Here is a 20,456-nt window from a genome sequence, read left to right on the forward strand (position 1 = left end):
TACTATCGGTAGGATGTGGGATTAGTAACTACTTTTGTCAAATAGAGTGCAATATTAGGGAAATTTTGTGACAAAAGCTCCCCCAATAATTCTTTTGTGAAAATTTCACTCTCATAATGCCCGATGTCGCACAGGATTAACTGGCCCTCAGCATCAAAAAACTCATGATACTTGACGTCAGCCGTCACAAACACATCCGCTCCCGATCGCTTGGCTTCTGAAAGAAGAAAAATTCCTGCACCACCGCAGACCGCTACTTTGCTGATTTTTTTTCCGGTTAAAGTTGTGTGCTTAAGTACTTTAAGATTCATTTTTTCCTTTAAATAATCCAAAAAATCCAAGCCTTCCATCAGCTGTTCTAACACACCTATCATCCCGGCTCCGACTTCCTGATTTTCATTTTCCAAAACAGAAAGGTAATAGGCGACTTCCTCATAGGGGTGTGCTTTTTTCATGGCAGAAATGATCCGGTTGCTCTGAAAGGCAGGAAGAATCACCTCCACCCGTACTTCCTTTTCATATTGTGGAATTCCTCTTTGTCCGATATGAGGATTGGCCTTTTCACTTGGGGTATAGGTGCCCATGCCTTCCACCTGAAAAGAACAATCCCTGTATTCCCCGATTTGACCTGCTCCAGCTGCAAATACCGCATCCAGCACACTGTTTTTGTTCTCATCCGGCACAAAGAATACCAGTTTGTTCAGAATTTGTTTTTTGGGTTGGAGGATTTTAGTGTTGGTCAGCCCCAGGCGGTCACAGATTCTCTTGTTAACTCCTGTTGCCACATGATCCAGGTTGGTGTGAATGGCATAGATCGCTATGTCGTTTTTAATGGCTTTGATGACTGTGCGCTCCACATAGTTTTTTCCGGTAAGACTTTTCAGTCCCTTGAAAACAATCGGATGATGGGCCACGATCAGGTTGGCGCCAAGGCTGATGGCTTCTTCTACCACATCCTCCGTGCAGTCCAGTGTACAGAGGATTCCTTTTGTGGCAGCATTTCGGTCACCACAGATTAGCGTTGCATTGTCATAGCTTTCCTGGTAAGCCGGCGGAGCCAATGCTTCTAGGTAAGAAATCACATCCTGAATCCTGTATCCCATAATTTTTCTTTTTCTTTGGTCAAAAATAGCAATTCCTGCCAATGCCGTGGTATGCCTTTCTGCTTGCTCCCTTTGCACTGATTTTTCGGATAATCACCGGCATTCGTAATTTCCTTTACGATCAACAAATCCTGAAAAGCTTCAAATCCCCAATCCCAACATTGGTGGTGGGGAACCTGAGTGTTGGTGGAACCGGAAAGACGCCAATGGTGGAATTTCTCATCCGGAATCTCAATGGAGATTTTGAGCTGGTTTCTTTGAGCAGGGGCTATGGGAGAAAAACCAAAGGCTTTCTTCAGGCAAAAAGCAGTAGCAAAGCAGAGGAAATCGGAGACGAACCGCTCCAGATTTTTCGAAAATTTGAAGAGAAAGTGCCTGTTTTTGTTAGCGAAGACAGGGTGAATGCTTTGGAGAAAATCTCCAAGATTTCTACCAAAACTGAGTTGGTAATTTTGGATGATGCCTTTCAGCACAGGAAATTGAAAGGAGATTTTTATTGCTTGTTGACGCCTTTCGATTCTCCATTTTCAGGAGATTTTCTTTTGCCGATGGGAAGACTGAGGGAAAGCCGACATGGTGCCAATCGTGCCGACTTGGTAGTGGTGACAAAATGCCCTGAAGCTATTTCGCGAACACAAAAGGAGAAAATGGAAGGTAGTTTACGTTGCTATTTAAAAAATGGAATTCCGGTGCTTTTCTCCAAAATAGGATATGGCGACCCGTATCCTGTTGAACCTACCAAAGCTTTTTCAGGTTCGGTTATTCTGGTTTCGGGATTGGCTGACGACCGTCAATTTGTTACTTACTGCAAAAGTAACTTCAGGGTACTGGACGTGTTGTCATTTCCGGATCATTACAGTTATCAAAAATCAGATCTGGAGAAGATAGCCAGGCTTTCAGAAAAACACCTTGGCCAAAAGCCCGTTTTACTTTCTACAGAAAAAGACGCCGTCAAACTTAAATCTCTGGCTAATCAGGGATTTTTGGGGGAAATTCCGATTTTTGTGCTGCCCATCGAGGCCAAATTCGAATCAGAAGACAAGCAAATGCTGCTCAGCTACATCAGGGAAAAATTCAGAAAGAAGTGAACAGAAGAGGTTTAGTCTTTGGAATTTTATTCGTCTTGCTGGCATTTCAGCCACTTTTTGGTCAGCGCCCACTTCCCCAGAGGCAAACTAATGTGGGAGCAGGACAAACAGCAAGGCCAGGTAGAGAATTGGTTGACCCTGAAGAGGAGGAGGAAGCCGATGGACGAAGACCACTCTTGGATGATAGTACCCGGCAGGTGTATGGCCCAAAGACCTCACTTTTTTACTTCGAAAAAGATCTAAAGCGAAACCGGCTCCTGTTGTACGAGCAGGATACAGCCCTGACCAATTTCCACAACTACGATCCTGTGGCAAAAGGCGGCTGGAAATATCAGGACCTGGGAAATATAGGAAGTGCGGCAAAGCCAGTTTTCTTCGAAATTCCGGAAATGATCGGCCTTCGATCCGGATTCCATGCCTATGATCTGTATTACCAAGATCCGGCAAAGCGGAGGTATTTTGATACCAAATCCCCTTTTACGGAGATGTCGGCGTTTTTTGGGGGCGGCAACCGCAATATGCTGGACATCGCTTTTGCCCGAAATGTCACGCCCAAATGGAACCTGGGTTTCGAGTTGCATACCGAGCGAATCCGGAAGACCCTCAATCCTGTGGATCGGGACGATCACATGGTCGAACAAAATGCCTATACGGTTCACACCAATTACCGCTCAGAAAATGGGAAGTATTGGGTGTTGGGAGCTTTCTCCAGAATGCGCCATGTGGTTTATGAGATTGGCGGAATTATCCCTCCTGACGTAGATCCCACCTCACTTTATTTCACCTATGAAGATGCCAAAGTTTGGCTTCATAATTCAAGAGCCAGGGATTTGCGGCAAGACTATCACATCTACCACGAGTACAAGCTGGGAAATGGGTTGCAGATCTACCACACCTTTGACAACAAAAATCAGAACGTAGTTTTCGAATCAGACTTGACGACTTCCGATGCGCTGTTTTTCAATGAGGATAGACTCAATGAGCAACAGGATACCACCCGTAACGAAAGTGATTTTGAAGAGTGGAAAAACGAGTTGGGAATCAAAGGATCTTACAAGGGCTTTTACTACAATGCCTTTACCAGAATCCGAAACGGAAGAATGGAAAGTCCTTTTTTCCCGGATAAAAAGGAAGCTTTCAATGAGGTATTCATCGGCGGGGAACTCATCGGCAAAATCTCCGAAAAGTGGGCACTAAGCGCAGATGGAGAATACCTGATTCCGGGTGCATTCCGAATTCACGGGCTTTTCGTTTCTCCCTGGCTGGAGCTGGAATACACCAAAGCCGTCTATAAACCCACTTCCCAACAGCAGATTTACTTTGGAAATCATTATCAGTGGAGCAACGACTTTGACAACATCGGTGTCGATCAGATCAAAGGACGGATCAAACTGGACTTCAACAAGATCAGCCTGAGACCCAACCTGACGATCAACAGAGTGAATAATTATGTGTTCTTCAACGAAGACAGGATGGCGACTCAAGCGTCAGGTGAGGCTTATATGCTGATGCCGGGACTGATTGCCAACATTCAGATTGGGAAGAAATTCCGATGGGATTCCGAAGTAATATTTACCGAGATCTCCGGCGAAGGGGCGGATAACTTCAGAGTTCCACAATTCTATGCGAACACCCGGTTCTACTTTGACAGCCCGATGTTCAATGACAATGTCGTTGTGCAGTTAGGAATCGACGTGAGGTACAAGTCCGTCTACTATGCGGAGGCGTATAATCCTTCATTTCAGCAGTTTTACCTACAAAATTCCTTTGAGGTCTATGCCTATCCGGTTGCAGATCTGTTTCTTGATTTTAGGATCAACCGCACCCGAGTGCTGTTCAAATACAATCACCTCAATTCAGGTTTGATGCAACAGGAAGGCTACTTCGTAACACCTGATTATACCGGTTACCGCTCTTTTCTTGATTTGGGGATTACCTGGTATTTGTTTGATTGATAGGAAATAGATTTAAGACGCAAGAAGTAAGACGCAAGAAGCAAGAATGCATTAGCGAAAAGGCCAAATCACAGTAAAGACGCCAAAAGTTATTGGGATGTCGTAAATCAAAATTCGTAAATCGTAATTCCAAATGACTTGGGAAGAAAGCACCAGACAGAAAATGCTTCATCTGAAGCTTCCGACCGATCCGAGGTGGGTTGGGATTGCAGAAATGCAGATCGAGGATATCCTCGTGGATCATGCGTATTGTGAGCAAAAAGCTGCCTCTTCCTGCATCAGTTTGATCCTTCGTTTTAATGATCTGGAAGAACTGGTGGATACATTGACTCCGATCGTGGCTGAGGAATGGGGGCATTTTGAGCGGGTTTTGGCCCAACTTCGCAAGCGGGGGATGAAGTTTGGCTTTCCCCGAAAAGACGAATACGTAATCAGGCTTACAGAATTTGTCAAAAAAGGCGGAAACCGAATGCAGCAACTCACTGAACAATTGCTCTTGAATGCGCTGATAGAAGCCCGGAGTTGCGAGCGTTTTAAGCTTTTGTCAAAAAACATTGCGGATGAAGAACTTCAGAAGTTCTATTACGAACTGATGATCTCTGAGGCGGGGCATTATGTGACATTCATCGAACTTGCCCGCAAATACCAGGATATCGAAAAGGTAAATTCCCGCTGGCAGGAGTGGCTGGATTTTGAGGCGGAGTTGATGAAGAGCCTCGGAGTCAGAGGAGATCGGATGCATTAGGAGTATTCAGCCTTGGGGCCTGAATTTCTTCTAATTTCCTTCCAGTTAAATTTTCCCAATCAAATGGGCTTTTCTTACGTATTTGCTTATAATTAACAGTATTTCTAAGTTATTTTTCAAATAGCTGTTCCAAAACGAACAATCCATGAATTTGATCGAAAATGTCCGCGAGGCGCTCAACTCTGTAAAGGTCCATTTACTTCGCACCGTACTTACCGGAGCTATCATCGCGATCGGGATTTCCTCCTTGGTTGGGATGTTGACTGCGATTGACGGGATCAAAGCCCAGATTGCAGAGAGTTTTGCCGGACTTGGAGCCAATTCCTTTGAAATCCGCAATATAGGATTCAATGGAGGCAGGGTTGTCCAAGAGGGAAAAAAAGAAAAAACGTATCCGAATATCACTTTTAGGGAAGCCAGAAAATTCAAAGAAGATTATGCAGCCATCGGAATTTCCACTGTATTCACTTCTGTTACCGGAATTGCTGAGGTAAAGCGGGGTTCCAAAAAGACGAATCCAAATACCAGAGTCCGAGGAGCGGATGAGAATTACCTTACAATCAAGGCTGTCAAATTAGCCAAGGGCCGAAACTTCAGTAACATGGAAGTGAGGTATGGCAACTCGGTGGCAATCATTGGAAAGGAAATCGAGGAAATACTTTTCAATCCGGGTGAAGATCCAATCAATCAAAAAATCTCTTTTTTGGGAAAACCCTATACAATAGTGGGGGTGCTGGATAAGCAAGGCGGTGTAGGTCAGGATCAGGGTGCTGATCGGCAGATCATGATACCGATTGAAAATGCCGCCCGACTTGATAAAAACGGAAATTTCTATTACCGTATCACAGGTGTTGCTTCTGACCCTGGAAAAATTGACTATGAAATGGGTCAGGCGATTGGAATGATGAGAAAGATCCGTCAAGACAGGGTGGCCCAGGAAGACTCCTTTGAACTGACAAAAAGTGAGTCAGTAGCAGAAAGTTTGGAAGAAGTAGCAGGATACCTTAGAATCGGAGGGTTTGGAATCGGATTTATTACCCTTTTGGGCGCATCCATTGGTTTGATGAACATCATGTTGGTTTCAGTAACTGAAAGAACCCGGGAAATCGGAATTAGAAAAGCTCTCGGTGCGACGCCACTTCGAATCCGTCAACAGTTTTTGATCGAAGCGATCGTGATCTGTATGATCGGAGGGATTTTCGGAATGCTCTTGGGTATAGGAATTGGAAATGTTATTGCCAACTTTATCGGACCGGGAGGGTTTCTGGTGCCTTGGCTTTGGATGATCATTTCCTTCGTTATCTGTATAATAGTTGGTTTGATTGCCGGATATATTCCCGCATACAAGGCCAGCAGGCTTGATCCGATTGAGTCGCTGAGATACGAGTAAGTCCTTTTCGACTTACCCAAACGAAGGGCAATAAATTCTGAACTTCAATTCTTTCACCAATTGTATTCAAATTGGGAAAAGGGTTGAAGTTCTTTTTTTTCATAGTGTAAAAGAAAATGGATATCTGCTTTCTTGGCACTAACCAAAGGAAATTAGGATTGGAGTTCGAAATCACCAGCTGTGGACTGTTGACCGTGGTCTGTTGACGAGATTATCTGCTTCACAATCATCAATTCTTGACCTTCTGGCAATATTTTTCCAAAATCCCGCCTCAAACTTTTATTTTGCCCCTATGAATTCTCATCAATACGATGCTATAGTTGTTGGTTCTGGAATATCCGGAGGTTGGGCCGCAAAGGAACTTTGCGAAAAAGGACTGAAAACCCTGGTTTTGGAGCGAGGTCGGCAAGTGGAGCACCTCAAGGACTATCCGACCATGACCGCAAATGTCTGGGATATGCCCCATCGCAATAAGATTCCTTTGTCGGACGAAAAAGAAAATCCTGTGGTCAATCGCTGTTATGCCTATGCGGAGGACACCCAACACTTTTTCGTAAAAGACAAGGAACATCCTTATATCCAGGAAAAGCCATTTGACTGGGTCCGTGGCTATCAAGTGGGGGGGAAATCCCTGATCTGGGCACGCCAAACCCAGCGATGGAGTAAATATGATTTTGAAGGGCCGGGACGTGATGGCTTTGCAGTAGACTGGCCGATCCGGTATGAGGATATCGCGCCGTGGTACAGCCATGTAGAGCGTTTTGTGGGGATCAGCGGGAATTACGATGGACTGGAAACCTTGCCTGATGGGGAGTTTTTGCCAGCCTGGGAGATGAATTGTGTTGAAAAGGAAATTCAAAAAAGAATTCTGGAAGCCTACGGAGACAGAAAGTTTGTCATAGGCCGTTGTGCCCACTTGACTGAACCTAGCGAAGTTCATCTTGCGCAGGGGAGAGGGAAGTGTATGGCTAGAAACCAATGCTATCGAGGCTGTCCGTTTGGTGGTTATTTCAGTTCCAATTCCTCGACATTGCCCCATGCTGCCAGGACAGGAAATCTCACGATTAGGCCGGATTCCGTGGTTCATTCACTGATTTGGGACGAGGCAAAGGGAAAAGTCACAGGGGTTAGAGTGATTGACCGGGTGACCAAAGAGGCTACCGAATACTTTGCTCCAGTTATTTTTCTGAATGCCGCAGCACTCAACACCAACCTGATTTTGCTTAATTCAACTTCAACCCGGTTTCCGGAGGGTTTGGGAAATGATTCCGGGATTTTGGGCAAATACATCGCTTTTCACAATTACAGGGGCTCGATGAGTGGAAGTTTTGAAGGATTTGAGGACATCTATTATTATGGCCGCCGCCCGACTGCAGTCATGCTTCCCAATTTCAGGAATGTCAAAAAGCAGGAAATGGACTTCCAGCGGGGATACATGAGTTTCTATTCAGCCGCTAGGTCAGGTTGGGGAGGGGCCAGAGATCTGCCTTTTGGAGCCGATTTCAAGGAAGCCAATTCTATTCCTGGACCCTGGTCGGTATATATGATGATGCAGGGCGAGACCATCCCAAAAGAAACCAATCACGTTTCCCTGAGTTCTGACCAAAAAGATGAATGGGGGATTCCTTTGCTTCAAATCGATGTCGATTATGATGAAAACGATGAGAAAATCCTTCAGGACTTTCTGCAACAAGGCGAGGAAATGCTGACCAAGGCAGGTTGCACTAATATCCGGAAATCTGACAGCAAGCAGGCTCCGGGTTTGGATATTCACGAAATGGGCGGAGTACGGATGGGGAGGGATCCGAAAACGTCCCTGCTCAACGGATTCAACCAGATGCATTTGGCTCCGAATGTTTTTGTCACTGACGGAGCTTGCATGACCTCGACCGGCACCCAGAATCCTTCGATAACTTACATGGCATTGACAGCCCGGGCGGTGGATAATGCAGTGAAAGAATTGAAAAAGGGGAACATTAAATAAGGGTTGGGCTTTCCCCAAAAGAGACGGCTGAAAAAACATGCATTTCAAATTCCTGTAGGATAGTAATGTTGGAGTTTCTTCAGTTGAATTGGGTCGTAAAGAAAGTCTGATTACAGATTTTGTTTTATCTTCAATCCATCAATCAAGGGGTGCCCTAATATCACGGGCTGAGATCATACCCATCGGCAAGCAATTGTCGAGCACCTGATCCGGGTAATGCCGGCGTAGGGAATTTCTGCTTGTTCTCCCTTCATTGAATAATGTCTAACAGTTATTCAAATGGAATTTAATTTCGATGCTGGATTGCTACTTGAGCAAATCCAAAACACTTCCTTACTGGAATGGACGGCTGTGGCTTTCGGAGCTACTGAAGTTCTCCTGGCCAAGAAAAACAACATTTGGCTTTATCCCACAGGGATAATCGGGATTCTTTGCGGATCGATTTTGCTCCTGAACTCCAAGCTGTATGCCGAGACTTTGCTCCATGCATACTACCTCGTGATGAGTATCTATGGCTGGGCAAACTGGAAAAACCGATCTCAGTCCGGAGCTTCCCGGATCACCAAAAGTGATAGTAAGGATCAGGCTATCACTTTTGGGATAGCGATTTTGGGTTGGGGATTTCTCTATTTTATGCTGACCCGTTTTACCGATTCCGATGTGCCGGTTATCGATGCATTTGTGTCCTCCACAGCTTGGGCGGGGATGTGGCTTTTGGCCAAAAGAAAGGTGGAAAACTGGATTTGGCTCAATATTTCCAACATGGTGGCGATTCCCCTGCTGTATTCCAAGCAACTCTATATGTTTTCATTTTTAACCCTTTTCCTGTTTGTGGTTGCGATTTTTGGCTACTTGGACTGGAAAAAAGAACTCAAAAACCAAGATGAAGCACTCCAAACTGTTTGATTCTTTTCATGCCGCGGAGTCGGAGCAATTGGGCCGGCTTTCTGAAGAATGGATTCAAGTGATTCAGGATGAAAAGTGGTTCAAGTTGTTCGTTTCCCAGGATTTGGGTGGTTTGGGTTTGACTTTGCCTGAGGCACTTCGGTTGGAGGAAAAACTTGCTCGACTCGACGGAAGTTTGGGTTGGACTGTTACCCTTTGTGCCGGAGCAGGCTGGTTTGTAGGATTTTTGGATGAAGAGCTTCGCAAAGAGGTGTTTTCCAACCCGAAAGTCTGCCTGGCAGGGAGTGGTTTTGTAGGCGGAAAAGCCGATTTAAAAGATGGCCATTATGTGATCTCCGGGAGTTGGACCTATGCCTCAGGTGCTTTGCATGCCACTCATTTCACAGCAAATTGTGAAATTCTGGAAAATGGGGAGCCACTTTTGGATAAAAAAGGAAATCCTGTTGTCCGGGCTTTTATCCTGAAAAAGGAAGAGGTTGAGATCCTCGATGGTTGGAACTACATGGGAATGATCGCGACTGGAAGTCATGCTTTTAAGACAGATAATCTGGCAGTTCCAACCAGCCGCTCTTTCGAGATTTTGCCGGAAAAGGCAAGGCTAAACGAACCTGTTTATCAGTATCCATTTTTACAGTTTGCCGAGGCGACATTAGCAGTGAATATTCTGGGAATTTCCAGGCATTTGATTCACTTAATTGAGGAATCGTTTTGGAAAAGACATGACTATCGGAAGTACGACAAAAGGCATTTGAGGTATTTTGAGAAGGTTTTTGAAAAACAAAACAGGAAACTGGAAAAGCTGAGAAAAGAGTTATATAGCCAGGTTCAAGAATCCTGGAATGAACTGGATGGAAATGGGAAAATTTCAAAATCAACCTTAAAACAAGTCAGTCGGATCAGCCGAAAACTCACCCAAAACTGTCGTGAAATCAACGGGCGGTTGTATCCTTTTGCCGGACTGGAAGCAGCAAAAACGCATACCGAACTCAATCGGGTCTGGCGAGATTTCAATACCGTCAGCCAGCATGCTTTGTTGATTTTTCCTTTTTAAGAAAAAAGACATTTTCCGTCATTTTGAATTGTTTGTCATAAAACTTCCCTAAAATAAGGATGAAGGTTTTGACAAAATGATTGACAGAGAAGAGGATTATTTCAAGGGACGAGGAGCACAGATCCAGTCGGGTAACCGGTTTTTGGAGACGAGAGTTGTGACAGATTTCATTGAAGGTCTGGACGAACCTTTGTTGCTATCGCCAAAAACTGAAGTTCGGATCGAGCATTCCAAAACCATTGTCAATCCGATCAAAAGTCCTGACTTGGGGTTGAGCTTTTCCCTCAATCCCTACCAGGGCTGTGAGCATGGATGCATCTATTGCTATGCCCGTAACTCCCACGAATACTATGGGTATACCGCAGGATTGGACTTTGAAACCAAACTCATGGTCAAGCCGGATGCTCCCAAACTGCTTGAAAAGCACCTGCTTAATCCACACTGGAAAGTGGCACCGATCTCGCTTTCCGGAAATACGGATTGCTATCAGCCTCTGGAAAAGGAGATGGGAATAACCCGGGATTTGCTGAAAGTTTTTGCAAAATACCGCCATCCGGTAGGTTTGATTACAAAAAACAGTCTAATCCTTCGAGATCTGGATTTGCTTCAGGATTTGGCTCAGGATCAACTGGTGCAGGTTTTTGTTTCCATTACCACCCTGAATGAAAACCTGAGAAGGAAAATGGAACCCCGAACTGCCAGTGCTGAAAAGCGGCTGAAAACTATTGAGACTTTGGCGAAAGCCGGGATCCCGGTTGGGGTCATGAATGCTCCGATTATTCCAGGGTTGAATGATCAGGAAATTCCGGCAATTCTCAAAGCCGCTGCTGCTCATGGAGCTTTGACAGCAGGAATGACGGTGGTCCGCTTGAATGGAAAACTGGAAGAAATATTCACAGATTGGCTGGAGAAAAACTTCCCGGATCGTTTTCAGAAAGTCATGAATCAGATCGCCGAACTCCATGGAGGAAAGGTTAATGACAACCAGTTTGGTAGAAGAATGAAAGGGGAGGGAGTCCTGGCCGACAGTATTCAACAACTTTTCCGGCATTCGAGAAAAATCCATTTTGCAGGAAGGACATTGCCTGCTTTCAATCTGGACAAATTCCGCCGCGGGGGCAACCTGAACCTGGAGTTTTAGGATTTTGATATCCTTGAAAACCCCGGAATACAGAGGAATTTCCGAAAAGGGTTTCAGGCCATTCAAATAAAAACCATCAGCTTATTTTGGGGATTGACTATCTTTTAACTTGTTGAAATTGAAAAGCTACCCAAAATCCAAACCTATGAAAGTGTTTAAAGTATTCCTGTTTTTACCTCTGCTTTTTGCTTCTGTTTTTCTGAGTGCAAGGGAGGTTCCTGATAGTCTCAAAAGTGATAATTCAACTCTTTTTGCCGGGGAGTACAAGCTGGTGATCGAGGGATTTGACTGGGGACCCGCCGTCAACAAAGTGATTTTGAATTTTGGAGAAACTGTGACCACAGCCAATTTTTCGGAATTTGAAGTGACTGCTTCCCGAAAATCTGACAAAGGTGAAATACCTGTAGCAAACACCAACGGTGGGAGAGATGTAGTCTTTGCTTATGTTTCGGATGCCAAAGGTGCTCGGGTCGAAAGCGGTGATCATGTAACGCTGGTATTGGAGGTCAGTCCGATCCAAGCTATCGGTTCCCCCATTCAGTATTTTCCAAGAATGGGAAATGTGTGGATTGACTACAAACTACAAATCACGAACTCCAAAACCGGGAAGGTTTGGGACTCGGAATCCGGCCGCCTGATGCCTTTGGTCGACAAGTTCGACCTGACTGGAAAATTCAAATTCAGCGAAAGCCTGACTATGTCTTATGCGTCCTATGCTCCAAAGACAATTACCTCCAAAGCTCCGCTGATCATTTGGTTGCATGGCGGAGGAGAGGGTGGCACTGATCCGACCATTCCCTTGCTCGGCAACAGAGCTGCGAATTACGCTTCAGACGAAATCCAGGCTTTATTTGGTGAGGGAGCTTATGTTTTGGTTCCTCAGGCTCCAACCTTTTGGATGCAAGGTCCAGATGGCATGACTCGGGGTCAGACCAATGATATTTACAATGAAGGATTAATGGCTTTGATCAGGAAATATGTAGAGTCCAATCCTAAAATCGATGCTTCCCGCATTTATGTGGGTGGTTGTTCGAATGGTGGATATATGTCTTTGAAGTTGATTTTGGAGCATCCCGATTATTTTGCCGCAGGATATATTAGTGCCTTGGCCTATAGCAATGAGTTTGTCAGTGATGCCCAGATCCAAAAGATTAAGCATGTCCCGATGTGGTTTGTACACTCCAAGGATGATACTACCACAAAACCTGATGAGACAGTGGTTCCACTTTACCAAAGGTTAAAGCAGGCTGGAGCCAAAAATGTTGTGTTTTCCTACTATGACCATGTCACAGACATCACCGGATTTTATGGAGGTGAGGATTACCGTTATCCCGGTCACTGGTCTTGGATTTATTCTCATGCCAATAAAAGTCGAACTGACTTTGACGGATCACAGGTTCTGGTTGGTGGTAGGCCAGTAAGTATTATGGAGTGGCTTGCTTTACAGAAAAAGTGAGTTAACTCCTCTTTTTACCTCAGTTCTCAACAAATGTCCTGTTCCCAAATTATGGGCAGGACATTTTTTTAAAAGGTAAAGTTTCTCAACATTCTCCAATATGTTTTCTTCCATTCCGTTTTCAAAAACAAGAATTTACTTTGAAAAAAGCTAGTGTTTAACGATAACTTGACTGGAATGAATAACCTTATTTTTAAGCGGATATTGGTCGCTTTTTTAGTTTTTGTTGTTTTTGGATTTCTTGTCATATATCAGGAATTCAGACCTGTCGATTCAAGCGAACTATCCATCGAACAAATCAGAAACGGCCCTTTTGTGGCTGATTTTATTTATCCATCAGACCAAGGAGACTTGCCCGTTATCCTATTTTTAGGCGGATCAGGGGGAGGATTAAGGCAGGATTCTGAATTGAAATTGTTGGCTTTAGAGGGATTTGCCGTAATGTCTTTAGCTTATTTCAAAGAGCCTGGACTTCCGGATAAACTGGAGAACATTCCTCTTGAATATTTCAAAACTGCCATGGATTGGCTTACTGACAAGCCTCAAATAGATCCAGAGAAAATTGTGTTGATGGGGGTTTCAAGAGGGGCAGAATTAGCGTTGCTTCTTGGAAGTATTTATCCCCAAGTCAAAGGCGTAATTGCTTATACTCCAAGTTGTTTTGTTCTTCCAAATGCAACAGAAATCACTAATGACACTTTGGTTCCATCCTGGACTTTGAATGGAAAACCAGTAGCATTTGCTACAATTAAAAGGTTTGAGGATAATTCCAATCAGCCAATAAATTACAAAACATATGTTGATCCTCTCCTTGTAGAAGGTTATCTTCAAGAGGAAAGTGTGATCAAAGTCGAGAAGATTAACGGCCCCATTTTGCTTATTTCTGGAGCCAAAGATTTGGTATGGCCAGCAAGTGAAATGGCAACGAAAATTGAATCAAGGCTTTTAGAAAAAGGCTTTAAGCACGAATTCAAAAATTCAATTTTTGGGAATGGTGGGCACGATGTTTTTATGATCAAAAATTGCATTCCGTTGATTTCAAGTGTAGCCTTCAAGAAAATTCATTTAAAAATCAGGGAGGAAGCCTATGAATTCAATTTGGGAGGAACCACTTTCGGAATCATTTGGTCTAAAATCCAGTCAAGGAAACAGACCCTGGAATTTCTTGAAATGATAAAAAATCAAGAGTAACCAACATTCTGGGTAAAATAGGTTTTTGCTTTGTCCGTTAAAGGTGGCTCTAACCTGATTTCCTGAATTCCACCAAAAAAATCGGCTTTTTAATGACAAGAGTCATAGTTTTTATCAATCGAAAAATAATTTAAATAAACAGAGTAATCGTTAAATTTGATATTCTACTACTAAAAATCAAACTAATTCATACTATGAGCAGTAACAACGGAAATGACTCGATCCTTGATGAGGTCAATGACGACAGCAACAATCCACATGGCAAAGGTGGGGATATCAGCAAATGTCCTTTCCACAATGGCCAGCTTTCTCAAGCCGCTGGAGCAGGACCAAGGAATCGTGACTGGTGGCCAAACCAGTTGAAATTGAATATTTTGCGTCAGCACTCTTCGCTCTCCAATCCGATGGGAGAGGAGTTCAATTATGCTGAAGAGTTTAAAACGCTCAACCTGGCTGAAGTAAAAAATGACATTGCAGACACCCTTCAGACTTCTCAGGAATGGTGGCCGGCGGATTACGGTCATTATGGCCCATTTATGATCAGGATGGCCTGGCATAGTGCAGGTACTTACCGAGTCCATGACGGACGAGGTGGTGCAGGTTTTGGCACGCAGCGTTTCGCACCTCTCAACAGCTGGCCTGACAATGCCAACTTGGATAAAGCACGCCTGCTCCTTTGGCCAATCAAACAGAAATATGGCAGGAAGCTTTCATGGGCGGATTTGATGATCCTGACTGGGAACGTCGCCCTTGAAACGATGGGTTTTGAAACCTTCGGTTTTGCGGGTGGACGTGCTGATGTCTGGGAGCCGGCTGAGGATGTTTATTGGGGATCTGAAGCCGAATGGATGGGTGATGATAAAAGATTCAGCGGCAATCGTGAATTGGAGCAGCCGCTTGGAGCGTCTCACATGGGCTTGATCTATGTGAATCCTGAGGGACCGAAAGGCCAGCCTGATCCAAAAGCTGCGGCACATGATATCCGTGAGACTTTTGGCCGAATGGCTATGAACGACTACGAAACAGTAGCCTTGATTGCAGGTGGACACACCTTCGGCAAAACGCACGGAGCAGCAGATCCTAAGGCATTTGTAGGGCCTGAGCCTGAAGGCGCAACAATCGAGGAGATGGGATTGGGCTGGAAAAACACCTATGGTTCCGGCAAAGGCGCAGATACGATCACTTCTGGACTTGAAGGTGCCTGGACTTCAACTCCAGCCAAATGGGGCCATGATTTCTTTAAGTTTTTGTTTGCCCATGATTGGGAATTGACTAAAAGCCCGGCTGGTGCTCACCAATGGGAAGCCAAAAATGCCGAGGCCATCGTCCCTGATGCGCACATTCCTGGCAAATTCCACAAGCCTTTCATGTTGACAACTGATTTGGCACTTCGAATTGATCCTGCTTATGAGAAGGTTTCCAGACATTTCTTGGAAAACCCTGATGAATTTGCTGATGCTTTTGCAAAAGCTTGGTTCAAACTGACGCACCGTGACATGGGACCAAAGTCCCGTTACCTGGGTCCAGAGGTTCCGGCTGAAGATCTAATCTGGCAGGATCCTATTCCTGCGGTAAATCACGAATTGGCAGACGCCAATGACATTGCAGGTTTGAAAGCCAATATTTTGGCTTCCGGACTTACTATTTCTGAATTGGTTTCTACAGCATGGGCTTCTGCATCTACTTTCCGAGGGTCTGACAAGCGCGGCGGAGCAAACGGTTCACGCATTCGTCTGGAGCCTATGAAAAACTGGGCAGCAAACAATCCAGCTCAGCTTTCCAAAGTTTTGGGAACGCTGGAGAGCATCCAAGGTGAATTCAATTCTACCGCCGGCGGAGGCAAGAAAGTCTCTTTGGCTGATCTGATCGTCTTGGGTGGTGTAGCAGCTATCGAAAAAGCCGCTCAAGCCGCTGGATTCCATGTTTCTGTGCCATTTACTCCAGGAAGAATGGATGCATCTCAGGAAGATACAGAAGTTGATTCTTTTGCCTTCTTGGAGCCAAAAGCAGACGGTTTCCGCAATTATTTCAATGCTAAAAACATGGCTACCGCTGAAGAAATGCTGGTAGATAAAGCACAGCTTTTGAATCTGACAGCACCTGAAATGACTGTCTTGGTAGGTGGTATGCGAGTCTTGAATGCCAACTTTGATAAGTCCAGACATGGGGTGTTTACCTCCAATCCTGAGACTTTGACCAACGATTACTTCAAAAATCTGTTGGATATGCGCACCACTTGGAAAGCGACTACCGATACTCAAAATCTCTTCGTAGGAAGTGATAGAGTTTCCGGCGAACCAAAGTGGACTGCTTCCCGCGTTGACCTGATCTTCGGATCAAATTCAGAACTGAGAGCAATCGCTGAAGTGTATGGTTGCGAAGATGGCAAGGCGAAGTTTGTCACAGATTTCGTAGCTGCTTGGAATAAGGTGATGAATCTGGATCGTTTCGATCTGGCTTAATATCCTAGGTTTTGATAGTTTGATAGAGCGGTTCCAAAAGGGACCGCTTTTTTTTAGCCACCAAGGCACTAAGACAGAATTTTTTTACCCCAGAGTTTCACAGAGGGGAAAAGCTGACGCTTTTCTTGGGCTAACCTTTGAGGTTTTGGAAACCTCGAAGGTTTTTTATTTTTGCCGAAAAGCATTTTTTACCACAGAGTTTCACAGAGAACTATCTAAAAAGAATTCTCAGCCGAAGTTTGAACTTCAGTTGTTGAAGCCCTAACAATCCTTTTTTGAGTTCACAGAGGGGAAAAGCTGAAGCTTTTCTTGGGGTAACCTTTGAGGTTTTTAGAACCTCGAAGGTTTTTTTACAGCGAAGGACCCAAAGGAATCTGTGACTTTTTCTGTGAATATCAGTGGGAAAAATCAACCGCAAAGCACCCGAAGGGACGCAAAGGTTTTTTACCACAACAAGCATTTTTTGAGTTCACATAGGGGAAAAGCTGACGCTTTTCTTGGGGTAACCTTTGAGGTTTTGGGGACCTCGAAGGTTTTTACTTTTTACCGCAAAGTACTCGAAGGGTCGCAAAGGATTTTTACCGCAGAGTTTCGCAGAGAAATGTCTAAAAACGGGTATTGGGCTTGTTAGAACTTTGGAAGATCTTCCACTTTCAAGCCTCTTTTGAGATCACAGAGAGGAATAGCTGAAGCTTTTCTTAGGGCAATGGTTGAGGTTTTTGGGATCTCGAAGGTTGTTGCTTTCTGGTTTGGTGTTTAAAATTGGAATGTTTAAAATCAAAAACTTCCTAACCTTCGGACTTTTGGAGCGACAGCTTTGTGTCGATCGCGATCGGATTACTGAGCATTTTATGTACCGGGCAGGCATTAGCGATTGCCAAAAGCCGATCGGTTTGCTTTTCGTCCAGATTGCCTAGAAGCGTAATTTTCCGTTCGATTTCGGTTCGGTTTTCCTCCCGTATAAACCGCAACTCCAGGTCTATTTTCACCTCATCGAGCGGCCAGCCTTTTCGGTCGGCATACATTCGGAGTGTCGCGCTGGTGCAGGCAGCCAGTGCTGAGGCCAGCAATTCTGAGGGTGAAAAGCCCAGGTTTTTTCCGCCCACGGCAATCGGTTCGTCAGCGATCAGCACATTTCCGGAAGGCGAATGGAGCTCGGTTTTGAACTGTTCTTTTTTAATACTTGAGGTTATTTTGGCCATGGGTCTATTTTTTGAGTGTTGGGTAAGGTACAAATTCAACCTCGTCTCCCGGGATTTTGTCAAATAGCTGGGCATCCCATTTTTCCTTTGCTTCTTGTATCAATTCCTTGCTGGAGGAGACAAAATTCCAGTCGATAAACCGTTCTTCCGGAAATGGGTCGCCGCCGAAAATGTAAATCGTACTTCCCTCCTCAATAGTAAATTCGCAAAGGGTACTGTCTTTGGCGACTAAAATCTGTTTGGGTCCGAAGCTATTTCCATCACTTTCGATTCTACCCTCCAAAATGTACAAACCACTTTCTCCAAAGAGATGCTCGCCAATGTTTACCACTTTTCTTTCACTGCTTTTGATCTCCAGCATATATAAGTTGCTGTAAACCGGCACAGGGGAGCGATGTCCAAAAGCTTTACCTGCCACCAGTTTGAATTCTATACCGTCCTCAGTCCAAGCAGGGAGATTTTCTGCCTCGACATGAAAAAACTCAGGATCCATTTGTTCCAGATGCTTGGGAAGCGCCACCCAAATCTGAAGTCCATGCATGGTTTTATCTTCGTGACGCAAACGGTCGGGTGTCCTCTCGGAATGAACGATTCCCTTTCCTGCAGTCATCCAATTGACTGCTCCGGGATGGATTTCCACGGCATTTCCCAATGTGTCCCGATGCATGATGCTTCCTTCAAACAAGAATGTAAGCGTCGACAGCCCGATATGGGGATGAGGTCGGATATCCATTTGTTCCCGCTCATTCAGCTTGACTGGACCCATATGGTCAATGTAAATAAAAGGTCCAATCACCCGCTTTTGGCGGAAAGGCAGTAGACGGCCTACCAGAAATTTACCGATGTCGGCTGCACGTTCTTCTATGATGAGTTGGATATTTGACATAAGGATTGGCTTAATTCATTGTGGTTTTCTAAAATAATCAAATCGCATTTAGCTCAAGTAATCAAGGGCAATTAATAAACTTTGGGCTTCGGTATTTAGAAATAATACAATGGACTTTTTGGTGTAAAAGAAAGCCCGAACTCATGGAGTCGGGCTATCTATTAAATGCAGTTTTTTAAATCCAGAATTTAATCAATGGGTAGCTTTTTGGCATTGACTGCTAGCCATTGTTCAAAGGACATCAATTCCGGATTCAATTCTTTGGCAGCAGCGATATCTCTGGCTTCAGTAAACTCTTGTTCAAACACATCATAGAACTGAAACATGTTTCCCAAATCCTCCGCGCCTGGAAATCCAAAACTGCGAAAAACCTCAGCAGGGATGGCATTGTATCGTACTTCTTCACCCAATTCTTTGGTCAAGGCTTTGGCCATGTTTTCGCAGGTAATGTGCTCGCCCGCAATGCCCACTGTTTTTCCGATCATTTCCGGACCTTTTTTGAAAATTCCATAGGCGCATTTGCCGATATCTTCTGCACAAATTCCGCTGAGTCGGTTACCTCCCATTGGGAAAGTGATAGCAAGCGCTCCATCTTCGCCCCGTTTGGGTCCCATCCCAAAATAGATCAGGTTTTCCCAATAGAATGAGGTAAGCAAAAATGTAGTAGGAACCCCAGTCTCAATAAAATACCGGTTGGATTCGCCCTTGGCATCAAAATGCGGCACTTTGTATTTCCCCATCAAAGTAGGCATGCTGTCGTCATGAAGCGGAACGGACAATCGAGTGTCTTCCAAAGTGGACCAAATCACGTGTTTCACTCCGGCAGCTTTTGCTGCTTCGGCCATGCATTTGGCCTCGGTACCTTCCTGCTCCGGAGAAAAATGAGCCCAGAAAAAAGTGACGCAAAATGCCCCATATGCGCCTTTCATGGCAGCCAATACTTTTTCAGGATGTGCCAGATCTGCTTCGACCACTTCGGCACCTAATGCGGCGAGGATTTTTGCATTATCGGAAGAGGCATCTCGGGTGACAGCCCGAACCGAAAACTCGCTGTTGGGATCGCTGAGGATTGCCCGTGCTAATCCGCCACCCTGTGCCCCTGTGGCCCCAAATACAGTAATAATCTTTTTTTGTGACATGATTGAAAATTGGGTTTATGATGTGAAGAAAAAACTCAAAAAAGAACTGGAAGTTCAGAGAATTTTAGCTGAATCTGCTTTGTCCTTAGGAATTTAGATGGAATATGAGGCTTAACAAAGGCCTGATAACAAGAGCTTAACTATTTTGGATTTTTGCAAAATCAGGTTCAATCCTGCTTGGTTTCCGGCTATCATAAAATTTTAAGAGAAATTGAGCTGTTCAGGGTACACTTTTCCAGACCGAATCCCCATTTTCGAAATTAAACCTTTGATAGAATTTGGGTTCAGTCAGAATCCGGGTTTCAGTTAATTTGCTCAGGACAAATTCACGTTCTTTTTTGCAATACTCCGAGGAAACAATGAAAACCTGAATAGATTCGCGTTTTCCCTTGATGCAGGTCCAGGAACCGTCAGGGTTCAACCTGTACCAAAGTTCTACCAGAAACTCGATTTGTTTTTCACTGTTTGTGACGCATTCGCCTTTCCAGACTGGGTCGTAAACTTCCTCCCAGCACCGCTCATTAAAGGTCACTTTGTATAGTTTTTCCGCAGGATCAAAGACCATACTTACTCCCGCACTAAAAGTCAAACGGTCGAATTCTTCTTTGGTCAGGGTTTCTTCAGGTAAACTGACACTGTCTTTTATGGAGCTCATGGTGAAAAGTGATTTTAATGTTAAAAACTGAATTTCAGAATGTTACTCTCTGAAAATGACTATATAAAGTTAAAAGAAGTGGGTATTATCTTGGTTAAAGAT

At 44.5% G+C, this 20,456-nt stretch carries 16 protein-coding genes and 1 riboswitch; of the genes, 11 read left to right on the forward strand and 5 right to left on the reverse strand.

What is annotated here, in order from left to right; all coding sequences use genetic code 11:
* Positions 1 to 2: 2 nt before the first annotated feature.
* Positions 3 to 1,103 carry a Nif3-like dinuclear metal center hexameric protein gene (locus B0E43_RS24720; protein WP_077346483.1) on the reverse strand — a complete coding sequence of 367 codons (1,101 nt, stop codon included), beginning with the start codon at positions 1,101 to 1,103 and terminating at the stop codon, positions 3 to 5.
* Between the two features lie 41 nt (positions 1,104 to 1,144).
* Between B0E43_RS24720 and lpxK the strand changes: the two genes are divergently transcribed.
* The 11 genes from lpxK (at position 1,145) to katG (ending at position 16,472) form a co-directional block, all read left to right on the forward strand.
* Positions 1,145 to 2,191, forward strand: a complete 1,047-nt coding sequence (gene lpxK / locus B0E43_RS24725) for a tetraacyldisaccharide 4'-kinase (protein ID WP_077346485.1) — start codon at positions 1,145 to 1,147, stop codon at positions 2,189 to 2,191.
* Entirely contained in the window at positions 2,188 to 4,146 is a 1,959-nt protein-coding gene (locus tag B0E43_RS24730; RefSeq protein WP_168171879.1) for a putative porin, read from the forward strand. Before lpxK ends, B0E43_RS24730 begins: the two co-directional genes overlap by 4 nt.
* Before the next feature lie 133 nt (positions 4,147 to 4,279).
* Positions 4,280 to 4,891 (forward strand): tRNA-(ms[2]io[6]A)-hydroxylase, encoded by a 612-nt coding sequence (locus B0E43_RS24735; protein ID WP_174567122.1) that lies wholly within the window; start codon positions 4,280 to 4,282, stop codon positions 4,889 to 4,891.
* 145 nt (positions 4,892 to 5,036) lie between these two features.
* On the forward strand, positions 5,037 to 6,281 hold the full coding sequence (locus B0E43_RS24740; RefSeq protein WP_077346489.1) for an ABC transporter permease: 1,245 nt from the start codon (positions 5,037 to 5,039) through the stop codon (positions 6,279 to 6,281).
* 292 nt (positions 6,282 to 6,573) lie between these two features.
* Entirely contained in the window at positions 6,574 to 8,265 is a 1,692-nt protein-coding gene (locus B0E43_RS24745; RefSeq protein ID WP_077346491.1) for a GMC oxidoreductase, read from the forward strand.
* A gap of 138 nt (positions 8,266 to 8,403) precedes the next feature.
* Positions 8,404 to 8,513, forward strand: a riboswitch (TPP riboswitch).
* Between the two features lie 31 nt (positions 8,514 to 8,544).
* Positions 8,545 to 9,171: a nicotinamide riboside transporter PnuC gene (pnuC, locus tag B0E43_RS24750; RefSeq protein ID WP_077346493.1), complete on the forward strand. Its 627-nt coding sequence runs from the start codon at positions 8,545 to 8,547 to the stop codon at positions 9,169 to 9,171.
* A complete protein-coding gene (locus B0E43_RS24755) occupies positions 9,149 to 10,222 on the forward strand; it encodes an acyl-CoA dehydrogenase (protein ID WP_077346495.1) in 1,074 nt (357 codons plus the stop codon). The genes pnuC and B0E43_RS24755 overlap by 23 nt, the downstream gene beginning before the upstream one ends.
* Positions 10,223 to 10,298: 76 nt before the next feature.
* Positions 10,299 to 11,363, forward strand: coding sequence for a PA0069 family radical SAM protein (locus B0E43_RS24760; protein ID WP_077346497.1), 1,065 nt, complete (start codon positions 10,299 to 10,301; stop codon positions 11,361 to 11,363).
* A gap of 145 nt (positions 11,364 to 11,508) precedes the next feature.
* Positions 11,509 to 12,819, forward strand: a complete 1,311-nt coding sequence (locus B0E43_RS24765; protein WP_077346558.1) for a prolyl oligopeptidase family serine peptidase — start codon at positions 11,509 to 11,511, stop codon at positions 12,817 to 12,819.
* Between the two features lie 177 nt (positions 12,820 to 12,996).
* Entirely contained in the window at positions 12,997 to 14,010 is a 1,014-nt protein-coding gene (locus tag B0E43_RS24770; RefSeq protein ID WP_077346498.1) for an acyl-CoA thioester hydrolase/BAAT C-terminal domain-containing protein, read from the forward strand.
* A 194-nt stretch (positions 14,011 to 14,204) separates the two neighbouring features.
* Positions 14,205 to 16,472, forward strand: coding sequence for a catalase/peroxidase HPI (katG, locus tag B0E43_RS24775; protein WP_077346500.1), 2,268 nt, complete (start codon positions 14,205 to 14,207; stop codon positions 16,470 to 16,472).
* A 788-nt stretch (positions 16,473 to 17,260) separates the two neighbouring features.
* On the opposite strand, the gene B0E43_RS24780 is transcribed toward katG, so the two are convergent.
* From B0E43_RS24780 to B0E43_RS24795, 4 genes are all read right to left on the reverse strand, one after another.
* A complete protein-coding gene (locus tag B0E43_RS24780) occupies positions 17,261 to 17,674 on the reverse strand; it encodes an OsmC family protein (RefSeq protein ID WP_077346504.1) in 414 nt (137 codons plus the stop codon).
* A 4-nt stretch (positions 17,675 to 17,678) separates the two neighbouring features.
* Positions 17,679 to 18,560: a pirin family protein gene (locus B0E43_RS24785; RefSeq protein WP_077346505.1), complete on the reverse strand. Its 882-nt coding sequence runs from the start codon at positions 18,558 to 18,560 to the stop codon at positions 17,679 to 17,681.
* Positions 18,561 to 18,748: 188 nt separating this feature from the next.
* Positions 18,749 to 19,699, reverse strand: a complete 951-nt coding sequence (locus B0E43_RS24790; RefSeq protein ID WP_077346507.1) for an NmrA/HSCARG family protein — start codon at positions 19,697 to 19,699, stop codon at positions 18,749 to 18,751.
* 220 nt (positions 19,700 to 19,919) lie between these two features.
* Positions 19,920 to 20,354, reverse strand: coding sequence for a hypothetical protein (locus tag B0E43_RS24795; protein ID WP_077346508.1), 435 nt, complete (start codon positions 20,352 to 20,354; stop codon positions 19,920 to 19,922).
* Positions 20,355 to 20,456: the final 102 nt, after the last annotated feature.

It is taken from the genome of Algoriphagus sp. A40 (genome assembly GCF_002002735.1).
Lineage (GTDB): Bacteria > Bacteroidota > Bacteroidia > Cytophagales > Cyclobacteriaceae > Algoriphagus.